Raw genomic sequence first — 12,906 nt, forward strand, 5'->3', positions numbered from 1 at the left:
CAGTGAGTTTTCTATTCAATAAAATTGATATCTTGTGTAATGGCAATATATCTAGATTGAGATTTTACTCGTTTGATCCACGCTTTGATACTAGGGAAATTTGTCAAATCAAAACCTCCTTCATGTGCCACATGAGTATAAGCAAACAAGGCAATGTCGGCAATTGTATAACGATCGCTCACAAAAAACTCATGAGTCATCAAATGATTTTCCATAACCTTTAGTGCTGCATACCCAGGGTCACGTTGTTGTTCTATAGCTGTGCGATATTCCTCAGGTTTACCTAAAATAGAGAGCCAAAATCTTGATTTAGCGATAAAAGGTTGATGACTAGATTGTTCAAAAAATAACCATTGCAATACTTGTGCTCTGAAAAAGCGATCATATGGTAAAAATTCTGTACCTTCACTCAAATACATTAATATAGCATTTGATTCTGCCAAATACTTACCAGTATCAATTTCTAAAACTGGTATTTTCCCGTTAGGATTCTTACTTAAAAATTCCGGTGTGCGAGACTCTCCTTTCAAAATGTCAATGGTTACTGTCTCAAATGGCATACCCATTTGTGTTAATAAAAGTCGCACCTTGTAGCTATTACCAGATGGTAAGAAATCATACAGTTTGAGAATTTTCATGTGAATAAGAATATAACAATCAATATCAAAATAAGTGATGCACTAAAATACAATATATTACGAAACAAAGTTGGAAAAACAGGATATATATTGTGAATATGCAGCATATTCACATCTGATTAAATTATATAAAAAAACCACAAATAACAGAAATGATAGTATTATTTAATGCTGGTGTTTAAAATTGCGATTTTATTCAGTGGAGTAAGATAAAACTATCTAGGGAATATTTACTTTAAATCAGTCATCAGCGGCTTTAATTTCGTGATTTCGGTTAGATAAAATTCGAGATTTAGTTGCTCAATATAACATTGCAGTTACGCAAAAAGTGGCAACTGTACTAAATAATCCTGAAACTCACAAGCGTGAATTGCAGCAGTTAAATGGGGGCTGAATATCTGCTTGGGCGAAAATTCACCAAATGGGTGTGAAGCTTATCAATGCTAGGGTAGAAAAAGTTAAGGAAAAACCAGGGTAAGCTCAGTATTCAAGCACCGAGCCTTGGCTGGTTTCTGGGAAGTATGGCAACCTCCACAGGAGAACTGCCAAGGCGAGTAAATTAAATCTTGTACAATTTTAACAACGGCAGCTAATGAATTAGTCCAACCAATTCATCATCGTATGCCGGTTATTTTGGCTCCACAAGATGACGATTTGTGCTTAAATCCCCAAATGGCAACACCGCCAAACACTACAGCAGCTATTGTGTCCATATCAAGTTCAAGTAATGACTGGCTACCCAGTTAATAGCTTGGTGAACAATTCTCGACATAATTATGCTGAGTGTATCATTCCTCTGAGTGAAGATCACCCACTTCCTGAGAATAGCTGTTCACAGTCCTTGAACCGGACTTAGCGAAGGCGAAGTCTGTGGGTGCTTCACGCCAATTGCTGTATAACCATAGAGGCAAATATGCCAAGAACACAGAAAAACGATAATTTCATTGACAAATCCTTTACAGTGATGGCGGATATCATCCTGAAAATCCTCCCCACCAACAAGAAAGCTAAAGAAGCATTTGTGTATTACCGAGATGGGATGTCAGCCCAGGCTGAAGGAGAATATGCTGAAGCCTTAGAGTACTATGAAGAAGCGCTGACACTAGAGGAAGACAGTAATGATCGCGCGTATATTCATTACAATATGGGGCTAATCTATGCCAGTAATGGTGACCACGATACAGCTTTAAAAATGTATCACCAAGCGATTGAATTAAATCCACGTTTACCCCAGGCCTTGAATAACATTGCGGTGATTTACCATTATCAAGGTGAAAAGGCCAAAGAAGCTGGGGATAATGACGCTGGCGAAGCATTTTTTGATCAAGCGGCAGATTATTGGATTAGAGCGATTCGCATGGCTCCTAATAATTACATTGAAGCCCAGAACTGGCTGAAAACTACCGGACGTATGCAAATTGACGTATTCTTTTAATATTCTCTAGGTTGGGTTAAAGCTTTGCGAAACCCAATACCAAGAAACTCACCCCCACCTCCACAAGGGAGGCGGGGCGGGTTTGTCTCTCCCATTGAGCATAAGAAAAAAATTAACCATTGAGAAACCATGATTGATCGGGAACAAGTTCATAAAGTAGCTCTTCTAGCTCGGTTAGAATTAACAGCACAAGAGGAGGAGAAATTTACCACCCAACTGGGAAGTATTCTGGAATACGTGGAACAGTTGAATGAAGTAGATGTGAGTGATGTGTTGCCGACCACAAGGGCGATTGATGTTAGTAATGTGACTCGAAAAGATGAGTTACAACCATATCCTGAGCGAGAAGCCATTCTTAATAGTGCGCCGGAACAAGAAGGGGAATTTTTTAAAGTCCCAAAAATTTTGAATAGCAACGAGTAGGGATAATTGCCTTTTTTTGGCGCTCCGTTTGTGGTGAAAACCATCCCAAGTTTTAATAGCCATGGTTTTGTATATTTCTTGGGCTTGTCCTGACTCGGATTGTACCAAAATGCCTTGCAATTGATTTTAATGCCCCTCATAAGGGCAATGAAGTAGTTAAAAGAACATTAAATTAAAGATAAACACAGATAATTTATCTGTGTTTATAGACAGGAGGAAATTATCCCCTGTTTAACTCGCAAACTAACACAGCACTTTTGTAAGTGTGGCTGTGAAGTTGGGGTAAGAAATGGCTGCTGCTTCGGCTCGGTGAATGGTGGTGATCCCAGTAGAAACCAGAGATGCGATCGCCAGACTCATGGCAATGCGATGATCTGTATGACTATCCACATCAGTACCGACTAAGGGCGTACCGCCAGTAATTTCCATACCGTCGGGTAATTCATTAACTTTTGCGCCCATTTTATTGAGTTGCTGCGCCATCACAGTAATGCGATCGCTTTCTTTGACTCGTAATTCCGCAGCATCTCGAATAATGGTTGTGCCGGTGGCAAATACTGCTGCTACTGCTAGGATAGGGATTTCATCAATCATTCTGGGAATAATATCCCCCGCAATGGTGCAGCTTTTTAAACCACTCGAACGCACTCTTAAATCTGCGACCGGTTCCCCAGCGACTTCCCGCTGGTTTTCCAGTTGAATATTGGCTCCCATGAGTGCTAAAGCCTCTAATATCCCGGTGCGAGTGGGATTAACACCGACGTTTTCTATCAGTAATTCAGAATCAGGTACAATTGCCCCAGCTACTAACCAAAAGGCTGCGGAACTGATATCCCCGGGGACAATAACTTTTTGTCCGTGTAATTGGACAGGTCCCTTCAAAGTGACGCTATTGGTGTCTGGGTCAATAGTCAGTTCAGCACCAAAAGCCCGTAACATCCGCTCGCTGTGGTCACGAGAAAGGGCGGGTTCTGTGATGGTGGTTTGTCCTGGGGTTAATAAACCTGCAAGTAATAGGCAAGATTTAACTTGGGCCGAGGCGATGGGAGAATGATAATGAATCGGTTTGAGGGCTTGACCTTGAATTGCTAAGGGTGCTAAAGAATTACCCTTACGCCCCCAAATTTCCGCCCCCATTTGTTGTAAGGGTTGAACCACACGGGACATCGGGCGCGATCGCAAAGAACTATCACCTGTAACCGTAAAAAACCGCCCTGGATGAGATGCTAAAAGCCCTAACATCAGTCTGAGTGTAGTACCAGAGTTGCCAGCATTCAACACATCCATTGGTTCTTGGAGTTGTCCCAAACCAATCCCCTGAACCCGGACTAATTCGGTGTTCAGTTCAGAAATTTGCGCCCCCATAGCTTGAAAACAGCTAGCAGTGCTACGGGGGTCTTCGCCTAAAAGCAGCCCTTCAATCTGGGTTTCACCATGGGCGATGGCTCCTAACATTAAAGCACGGTGTGATATGGACTTATCACCCGGGACACGAATACAACCGTGTAAAGACAGACCAGTAGAGGGAGGGTGGATAATTAACTTGTGAGACTGGTCTGTTTGAGTTTCTAAAGTTATGACAGCAGCGGACATGAGGTTACCTAAAATCAACTTTTATTACTTGTTTGTGTTTGCATGTCGTGAATACGCAACCACTTTGTTGTCAGGGGTTTTCAGCCAGTCAAAGATAGGATGAATATTAGTAGTCTGTTGACATCAACTTTATATGTCCCCATCTTTAACAGGACTTACGCAACTGGCACAAATAGGGAGCGGAGGGAGCCGCGCCACGGGACAATTTCAATTAAACCAAGCACATAGGAATACTTGGGCGTTTGAGTTGCTGTATTAAATAATTAGACAGCAAATTATGCTTGATTTGATAAACAGTTTGGCCAGTTTGATAGGCTAAATTCTTTAATCTAATCCAAACCAACATTGCACAAGCAATATGATTTCTTTGAAGCCTAGCTTTACGACATTGACAAGATTCAATCCCTGTTAGTTGTTTAATCTCTCTGTGAAACTCCTCAATTTTCCAACGAATTTTACACACTTCTTGTACAACATTCGTGGAACTTTGAGATAAATCGTTGGTAGCGACATAATCCGTTCTGTTGTTAGAAACAGCAACCCGGAATAATTTCACTTTTTTCTGGGCGGGAAATCCTTTAATTTTTATGATTTTACCACATTCTGATTCTTCTTCGCTCCATTCTAATAATTCAATTCGTTTATATTTTTCTTTACCCAATGTATCATCAACTAACCGATTATTTTTTAAAGGGCAATAATAAACTTTCTCTAGACTATCAATATAAAGCATTAAACTGTTTACCGCATACCACGTGTCCATCAACACCGTATCAAACGGTAAAAGCTTTTGATACACCAGGTTTGACAGCATATCCTTCACATGGTCTATCTTGGTTTTACCATCCACATCAGGATTAAAAATTCGATAATCTACTACCCAAAATCTTTTAAATTGAGGGTTCACATATACACAACTAACCACACCAATTCCTTTGACTACACCATGTTCATTCCCACTATATTGTCTCCTCACCATCTCTATTTCTTGAGAATATCTTTTGTCTAAAACGCTATCATCAAATATTATGTAACCATTGGCATCTTCCTCAATTATGTCTTTCACATTTTCCCATAGTAACCTAGGTGTTAGCTTTTCTCTCTTCAAATAATAATTAATTGCATCATGGCTAATCTGCTCTAAATGCTCTGCTAAATTGGTAATCGTGTAATTAATTTGACTGCTTAATAAGTATTGGCAGTAATTAAGCTTTGTAAATCTCATGCTCATCACCAACATTATCTCTTACACCCTCTACCTATTTTCTCATGAATCGCTATCTGAATCTGGTTTTATTCATACTTTTTTACTATCAACTGCACTAGGCATCCCCCCGTGCCATTGACATCACTTATATAATACCAATGTGCTTTCATTTAGCAATTGCTACACACTGATGCAAGCTCTGCGTAGCGATCGCCTGTGCCAGTTGCGTAAGTCCTATTTAACTGAAAAAATTCTCTCTCAAGTACCAGGTGATGTTCTGGGAGCTTTACGTCAAGGCGATCGCCTGCTAGAATCTTTGAGAGAAAATACAGCACCAGTCCCCACAGTAGTTAAACACAGTCAGCAACCATTAGAAGCTGTAGACTGGGATGTAATTGTCTGTGGTGGGACTTTAGGGATTTTAATTGGTTGCGCCTTAGCAGTAAAGGGACTGCGGGTAGCGTTAATAGAAAGGGGAATTTTACGGGGGAGAGTACAAGAGTGGAATATTTCCCGCCCCGAATTGCAAGTATTTCTAGAATTAAACCTACTGAGTACCGCAGAATTAGAACAGGCGATCGCTACTAAATATAACCCAGCACGGGTAAGTTTTGCCGGTGGTACCGAAATCTGGGTAGAAGATGTCTTAAATATCGGCGTAGATCCAGTTTACCTACTAGATACATTAAAAAACCGATTTATCGCTGCTGGGGGTAAGTTATTAGAAAATACACCCTTCACTCAAGCTATAGTTCATCCAGAGGGAGTCATAGTCAATAACCAATATAAAACTAGATTATTAATCGATGCTATGGGAAACTTTTCTCCCATTACCAGACAAGCACGCCAAGGTAAAAAACCAGATGCTTTGTGCTTAGTAGTAGGAACTTGCGCCCAAGGTTTCCCAGTAAATACCACTGGCGACTTATTATTTTCCTTCACATCCTTAGAAAATCAATGTCAATACTTTTGGGAAGCGTTCCCAGCCAAAGACGGTAGAACCACTTACTTATTTACCTACATGGATGCAGAACCACAGCGCTTGAGTTTAGCTGAATTATTCGAGGAATATCTGCGACTACTACCAGAATATCAGGGTGTGGAATTAAACCAATTGCAATTTCAACGAGCGCTGTTTGGCTTCTTTCCGAGCTATCGGGAAAGTCCGATTAAAACCCCTTGGAACCGCCTGTTAACCGTGGGAGACAGCAGTGGTAGTCAATCTCCCCTAAGTTTTGGCGGCTTTGGGGCGATGATACGTCACCTCAAGCGGTTAACATTTGGGATTCATGAAGCACTGCAAACTAATCAATTATCCGCCCAAAACTTAGCACTGCTGCAACCCTATCAACCAAATCTCACAGTAACTTGGTTGTTTCAAAAAGCCATGAGTGTGGGTGTAAATCAGAAAATCCCCCCAGAGCAAATTAACGAACTACTCCGGTCTGTGTTTCAGGAAATGCAACAACTAGGGACACCAGTTTTGAAACCATTTTTGCAAGATGTGGTGCAATTTTCAGGACTGACAAAAACACTGTTAAGAACTGGTTTATTGCATCCGCTATTAGTGGCTAAAATTATTCCACAAGTTGGTATACTCAGCTTAGTGGACTGGATAGTACATTACACTAATTTAGGGGTTTACACTGCTTTATTTCAGTTAACCCCCATATTACAAACATGGATTAACAATCAACCCGCAGAACAGAAATATTATTGGCATCGTTTAGTTGATGCTTGGAAATATGGTTCTGGTAGTGACTACTTTGATGTTTAACGGCAATTATCATAAATATCCGCCCAAGTATTGAGTCTACTGGTGTGTTTGTGCTAAATCCAAGACTTCTTGGGTAGTTAAACTCCGTTTGTGATCCATAGACGCTTGTCGCACCGCCTCTAAAACAGATTTCGTTGCTTCTGGGTTTAGAGAAATACCATGCTGCTGCAACAAGTTTAATAATAAATGCCTGCCAGAATGTTTACCCAGAAGTAAACGCCTCTCCCCACCTACCTCTTCGGGAGCAAAGGGTTCGTAAGTATGAGGATTTTGCAGTACACCATGACCATGAATACCTGATTCATGAGCAAAACTATTTTCCCCCACTATTGCTTTCCAGGGATGTACATTGTGGCCTGATGCTGATGCTACCAGTCGGGATATTTCCCATAAGTGAGCAGTATCAATGCCTAAATTACTATTATGGATGTGTTTGAGAGCCATAACAACTTCTTCTAAAGCAGCATTTCCTGCTCTTTCACCTAAACCATTAACTGTGGTATTTGCTGATAAAGCACCCGCCTTGATCCCGGCTAGAGTGTTGGCTGTGGCTAAACCAAAATCATTGTGGGTATGCATTTCTACAGGTATAGACAATGCGTTTACTAATTTTTTAACTTGCGTGTAAGTATTGAAAGGATCCAGGACTCCCACTGTATCACAAAAACGAAACCTTGATGCGCCACATTCTTGAGCATCAAGTGCTACATCTAAGAGGAATTTTTCTTCCGCTCTAGAGCCATCTTCCCCACCTACGGAAACAAACAGTCCATGATCAAGGGCAAAGTTGATACTGTCTCGCAGTTTTTGTAAAACTAACTGCCATTTACCCTGAAATTTAGCATTTATTTGAATTGCTGATACAGGGATGGATATATGCACTCGCTGCAAACCACAATCTATGCTAGCTTGAATGTCGGAAATTACGGCGCGGTTCCAACCCAGGAGTTGAGCTTGTAAACCTAAGTTGACAATTTTGTTTATGGCTTGTTGTTCTGTTTCACCCATGGCGGGGGTTCCAACTTCTAGCTCATGAACTCCAATCGCATCCAGTAATTGGGCGATCGCTATTTTTTCTTGTAAGTTAAACACCACACCAGCGGCTTGCTCTCCATCCCGGAGAGTTGTATCGTTAATTACAATTCTACTCATTTCTTTAGTGTCTGTGACATCATACCTTAATATACAGAAGTTTCCCCAAAAAAGTAAGTAAAATTACAATTATTCTCCGGAATTTTTAAGTAAGTCAAAATACAATTTTACATTTCTATTCAATCAAAGCCCCACCACAACTGGAACCGCAACCAGCAGTACAGCCATAACAATAGTTAGCTGTTTGAATTTCAGTAATTAAGTCTAAAGTTCCAGACTCTAGCAATTTACTGACTGTTAATGATTCACCATTACCAGTTTTAGCTGGTAGGTTCATCATTTGATTAAAATCACAATCATAGACATTACCGAGGTAGTCAACCGACAGTTCATTACCACACATTAAGTGCTCAACTGTACTGTGATTAAAATGGGACTCTAAAAACTGTAAGTAGCTAGTATGCAGACTTTTTCTTTCTAAATATATTTTAGTTCTGCCAACCGGTAGATTAGTGATGGTAAATAAGTTGTTAAACACAATATCAAAATGCTCTTGCAAGAACCTTTTGTAATCTCCTTCTAGTTTAGTTTGCTCAGGGGCTAAAGAGAACTTTTCGCTAGTAGGTAAAGGTGGATTATATACTAAGTCCAAAATTAAATCAGATTTCTTGCCATAACCGAGTTGATTCAGCCATTGTAAGGCTGTAATTGAAGCATCAAAAACACCATGACCGCGCATTTGATCAACATTCTCCGCCAGGTAGCAAGGTAAAGAAGCAACAACTCTTACTTGGTGTTTGGTAAAATATTCCGGTAAATCACCAAAACCCTCTTCAAAATAAATTGTTAAATTAGACCTGACAATCACCTGCTTACCTGTAGATTTTGCCGCTTCTACCAAGGGCTTAAATCCATAATTCATTTCTGGAGCGCCACCAGTTAAATCTACAATCTCAATCTCCGGGAACTGGTGGATTAAAGTAATTAACTGTTGGCAAATTTCGGGAGAAAGTTCTTCTACACGTTTCGGACTGGCTTCGACATGACAGTGATTACAAGCAAGATTACACCGCCTACCTAAATTAATTTGGAGAACAGAAATACTTTTTTTTGTCAGAGGAGAAGTAAGTTTATCTTTAAATGATGTTATGACTGGTGTGAATATATTCGTTTGAATATTTGACATGATTTTATATTCCCAAATTAGTTAACATTATTATGGTTTATCGAAGGTTTATCTAACTTATAGTACTTTTTACTGTCATTGTAATAATCTGTAAATAATTCCACTAATCATCATGGCAATGGGTAAAGTTAAAACCCACGATAATAAAATCTGACCAAAGACGCGGAAATTAGATTGGTTGTCAATCAGTCCTACACCAAAAATAGAACTAACTGAAACTTGAGTAGTGGAAATAGGCAGACCAAAATAACTAGAGGCTATTACTAAAATCCCAGTTACTATATTTGCAGATAGTCCCTGGTTATGATTGATGTCGGCAATTTTTTCGCCCATAGTTTCGGCAATTTTTTGGGAGTTGAGTAAACCACCGAGTCCCATGGCCATTGCTATGGTTAACATTCCTCCTTGAACCGAAAAATAATCAATAATTAAAATGAGGGAAACAATCTTAGGAGTATCATTTAAACCTCTGGTAAAACTGATAATACCTGCACTGATCAAGTGGCAAATATTAACTATTTTTTCGTCGGGTTGCAGGTGAACTTTAGAACCGATGTATTGGAAGAATCGATGAATTCCTGCTGCTAAACAAATAGCAATAATAGGACTGAGAAAGAGGGGTAAAATAAATAAGCTGCCCAAAACTGCAAAGTTAACCTTGAGTCCAATAGCCACTAACCCCGCCCCCAGTATAGCACCTGTGATAGTGTGAGTTGTGGAAATGGGAAATCCTGTGATGGCAGCAAATAGCAAGGTTAAACCGGTGGTGATGGCTACAGCTAAATGGATTTCTGGTGCATTAGCGATCGCATCTGGAAATATACCTTGAGCCGTAAACCTTGGTACTAATGTACTTGCCGAGAATACCGCAGCTACAGCACCAGCAAAAGTTGTAAAACTTGCCCACAAAATTGCTGTTTGGTAACTGATTGTACAGCTACCAAACAGTGTTGCTACACCTTTAAAGTTGTCGTTGGCTCCATGGGAATAAGCTAAAAAAAGCGTAGCCAAAAATAAACTAATTATTAACATTTTTGGGGCGTTCAGAGTTAACAGCAACCACCACCGCTATAGTACCAGGTAGAATCGGTGATTAAAATTTCTGCTGGCTTGAAGGCGGCCAGTTTAGCCGCAGTTTTATCACAGACTGCTGCGGGAATACCACGCTGTAGCAGATGTCCATCCCCATCATTAAAACAAGATTCTATACCAGCATAAATTGCCGTTTTCCCGGTAAATATACAAGGGCCATCTTCGGGAATATCAACTTTAAAAGCAACAGAATCAAGACTTTCTAACAGGAGATGTGTTTCTAAGTTGTAAGTGTGGGAATCTAGCAGACGGTAAGGGCGGGCGGGCGCGAATTTCAATTTGACCAAAACCGGCATTAACGATACTTTGAGTATATTCCTCATAAGTGAGCGCCCCGGATAAACACATAGCACGTAGTCTCTCATCCTGTTGTAAATGAGCAGGAATTGCACGGGTAGCAATGGGGTCGCTCATCTGCAAGCGTCCACCTGATTTTAAAACTCGATATGCGGCTTTTAAAGCACGGCTTAAGTCTTCTGGCTCAAAAATGTTAAAAAGGCAATTTTGCGCCACAATATCGACCCTAGCATCACCTACGGGCAGATTAAAAGCGTCGCCTTCCCGAATTTCTACAAAGCTGGGATCAAACCAAGGGTTTTCTCTAGCGGCAATTTCTAGATTACGTGCGGCGGCTTCTCGCATAGCTGCAACTGGTTCAATGGCAATTACAGCACCTGGATAACGAGAAAAATAAGCGAATTGCAGTGCTTCCAATCCACCACCCACACCGACATACATCACCGTGGGTTGGTTGGAAAGTTCATTATGGTGAACGGTGGTACCACAACCATAGTTCATTTCCTGCATTTCCCGGGGAATTTTCAGCCCTGGGAGTTGCACGGGTGTAGTTTGGACACAACACAGTCCCACTTCTGGTGTTTGTGCAACTTGACTGTAAAACTGTGCTGCTGTTTCTAGATAGGTCATTATAGTTTTGGTCTGATATGTTGTGTCTAGATGCGGCCTTGTGCATCCTAATATAGCTAATCATGATTTAAATCAAACAAGTGCAGATTTATCGATTCTTATCTGTAATTAGTTATTTCTTCAAGTACTATGACTAAAATTCGGATAATTAGTGATGTTTTCCCCACTCGTTGCATCTACCCCTGAACTTGAGTAACACTTGAGAGGGGTTACTCCCTTTGAGTTTTAACCAGATACAAGGGTGATTGATGTATGACTTCTAACTTTTTGAGCAACAAAAAGCGCCTGTTTGATCAATGGGCTCCCAGCTATGATTGGCTGTTTCCTTCGGTAATTTACCAAGCTATCCACAAGCGATTATTGGAGTATGTGGATTTACCGCGGGGGGCTAATATACTTGATATGGGTTGTGGAACTGGAAAACTTCTTGACCGCTTACTAAATGAATTCCCTGATGTCCGTGGTACTGGTTTAGATTTGTCTCCAGAAATGTTGCGGATAGCCAGACAGAGCGATCGCCACCGTCCACGTTTAATTTATATTCAAGGTCAAGCGGAATCTTTACCATTTGGTGAAGGTGAGTTTGATGCTGTATTTAGCACTATCAGCTTCTTACACTATTTGGAACCTGAGCAGGTACTAAGGGAAGTAGCGCGGGTGCTTTCTCCGGGAGGGCGGTTCTATTTAGTGGACATTACCACCAAAAAACAGACAGTGCCCAAGTGTTACCAATGTCTGATGGGAGGATGAGATTTTATAGCCCTCAACAACGTGAAGTTTTTGGCTCATCGGCGGGATTATTGTGTGTGACTCACCAGTATTTATTAGGTCCTGTTTTGCTGACAATTTTTGCTAAACCATCTGAGATTTAATCAGAAATATTACTTAACTGGTGGTAGCATTTCTAAAACTAGAATTTGTAAATCAGGAAACGCCAAGGGGGAAATAGTCGCATCTTCTGGCAAAATCGCTGCGCTTTCATACCCTAACTGAGTGGGTTCCCGAAAAACGTGTAATTGACGGCTAGTTACATCTAGCACCCAATAATCTGTAATTCCGGCTTGGGAGTAGGCTTTTGCTTTAGTGTCACAGTCTATTTTCAGACTACTATCTGCTACCTCAATAATCAGATAAACTTCTGGTGGTGTAGGATGATGGTCTGCATAGTCTAAAGGATCTACTTTGACGACAGCAATATCTGGTTCTGGTTCAGACATTTCATTTAACTTAATGGGGTCTTGAATGGATACCCAAGCCAGATTTGCTAATCTGTTCTTTAGCAAGTAATCTGTTCTTCCCACTGCTGACCTATGAGCTGTTCCTTTAGCAATCATCCATATAATCTTTCCTTCTAGAAGTTCCACTCGCTCGTCTACAGCAAAAATCCCAGCCGCAGCCATCCGGTGGTATTCTTCAACTGTCCACAGGCGAAGCGGTAAGGTTGTTTCTGTGTTTTGCATGATTTGTATAGCAAATGTGAAAATCGCCGGTATTCACATTTTAACATTTAATATTGACTTTTTTCTATTTCTGTGA

The 12,906-nt window shown here is 40.6% G+C and carries 11 protein-coding genes and 2 pseudogenes; 5 read left to right on the plus strand and 8 right to left on the minus strand.

Features of this window, described 5'->3' with window-relative positions; all coding sequences use genetic code 11:
• Positions 1 to 11: 11 nt before the first annotated feature.
• Entirely contained in the window at positions 12 to 638 is a 627-nt protein-coding gene (locus tag AC6IZ0_RS00940) for a glutathione S-transferase family protein (protein ID WP_497724726.1), read from the minus strand.
• Positions 639 to 1,259: 621 nt separating this feature from the next.
• Between AC6IZ0_RS00940 and AC6IZ0_RS00945 the strand changes: the two genes are divergently transcribed.
• The 3 genes from AC6IZ0_RS00945 to gatC all read left to right on the plus strand — a co-directional run bounded on the left by AC6IZ0_RS00945 (position 1,260) and on the right by gatC (position 2,496).
• Positions 1,260 to 1,385 (plus strand): hypothetical protein, encoded by a 126-nt coding sequence (locus AC6IZ0_RS00945; RefSeq protein ID WP_417006608.1) that lies wholly within the window; start codon positions 1,260 to 1,262, stop codon positions 1,383 to 1,385.
• Between the two features lie 166 nt (positions 1,386 to 1,551).
• Complete coding sequence (locus AC6IZ0_RS00950; RefSeq protein ID WP_271733935.1) at positions 1,552 to 2,073, plus strand: photosystem I assembly protein Ycf3; 522 nt, start codon at positions 1,552 to 1,554, stop codon at positions 2,071 to 2,073.
• Positions 2,074 to 2,202: 129 nt separating this feature from the next.
• Entirely contained in the window at positions 2,203 to 2,496 is a 294-nt protein-coding gene (gene gatC, locus AC6IZ0_RS00955) for an Asp-tRNA(Asn)/Glu-tRNA(Gln) amidotransferase subunit GatC (RefSeq protein ID WP_271733936.1), read from the plus strand.
• A gap of 243 nt (positions 2,497 to 2,739) precedes the next feature.
• Here the strand turns inward: gatC and aroA are convergent, their stop codons facing one another.
• Positions 2,740 to 4,089, minus strand: coding sequence for a 3-phosphoshikimate 1-carboxyvinyltransferase (gene aroA, locus AC6IZ0_RS00960; protein WP_497724728.1), 1,350 nt, complete (start codon positions 4,087 to 4,089; stop codon positions 2,740 to 2,742).
• A gap of 211 nt (positions 4,090 to 4,300) precedes the next feature.
• Positions 4,301 to 5,314: an IS701 family transposase gene (locus tag AC6IZ0_RS00965; RefSeq protein ID WP_272012089.1), complete on the minus strand. Its 1,014-nt coding sequence runs from the start codon at positions 5,312 to 5,314 to the stop codon at positions 4,301 to 4,303.
• Positions 5,315 to 5,486: 172 nt separating this feature from the next.
• Between AC6IZ0_RS00965 and AC6IZ0_RS00970 the strand changes: the two genes are divergently transcribed.
• Positions 5,487 to 7,073: an FAD-dependent oxidoreductase gene (locus AC6IZ0_RS00970; protein WP_497724729.1), complete on the plus strand. Its 1,587-nt coding sequence runs from the start codon at positions 5,487 to 5,489 to the stop codon at positions 7,071 to 7,073.
• Positions 7,074 to 7,109: 36 nt separating this feature from the next.
• Here AC6IZ0_RS00970 and nifV read toward each other — a convergent pair whose 3' ends face one another.
• From nifV to arsM, 4 genes and pseudogenes are all read right to left on the minus strand, one after another.
• The gene (gene nifV / locus AC6IZ0_RS00975; RefSeq protein ID WP_497724730.1) at positions 7,110 to 8,225 is read right to left on the minus strand and encodes a homocitrate synthase; all 1,116 of its coding nucleotides are present in this window, start codon (positions 8,223 to 8,225) and stop codon (positions 7,110 to 7,112) included.
• A gap of 115 nt (positions 8,226 to 8,340) precedes the next feature.
• Positions 8,341 to 9,351 (minus strand): arsenosugar biosynthesis radical SAM (seleno)protein ArsS, encoded by a 1,011-nt coding sequence (gene arsS / locus AC6IZ0_RS00980; RefSeq protein WP_497724731.1) that lies wholly within the window; start codon positions 9,349 to 9,351, stop codon positions 8,341 to 8,343.
• A 75-nt stretch (positions 9,352 to 9,426) separates the two neighbouring features.
• Complete coding sequence (locus tag AC6IZ0_RS00985) at positions 9,427 to 10,383, minus strand: inorganic phosphate transporter (RefSeq protein WP_497724733.1); 957 nt, start codon at positions 10,381 to 10,383, stop codon at positions 9,427 to 9,429.
• Between the two features lie 17 nt (positions 10,384 to 10,400).
• Positions 10,401 to 11,370: pseudogene (gene arsM, locus AC6IZ0_RS00990) on the minus strand (arsenosugar biosynthesis arsenite methyltransferase ArsM).
• 252 nt (positions 11,371 to 11,622) lie between these two features.
• On the opposite strand from arsM, the pseudogene AC6IZ0_RS00995 reads away from it, so the two are divergent.
• Positions 11,623 to 12,242: pseudogene (locus AC6IZ0_RS00995) on the plus strand (class I SAM-dependent methyltransferase).
• A gap of 9 nt (positions 12,243 to 12,251) precedes the next feature.
• On the opposite strand, the gene AC6IZ0_RS01000 reads toward AC6IZ0_RS00995, so the two are convergent.
• A complete protein-coding gene (locus AC6IZ0_RS01000; protein WP_271733944.1) occupies positions 12,252 to 12,830 on the minus strand; it encodes a Uma2 family endonuclease in 579 nt (192 codons plus the stop codon).
• Positions 12,831 to 12,906: the final 76 nt, after the last annotated feature.

Source organism: Anabaenopsis sp. NIES-4685 (genome assembly GCF_059725405.1).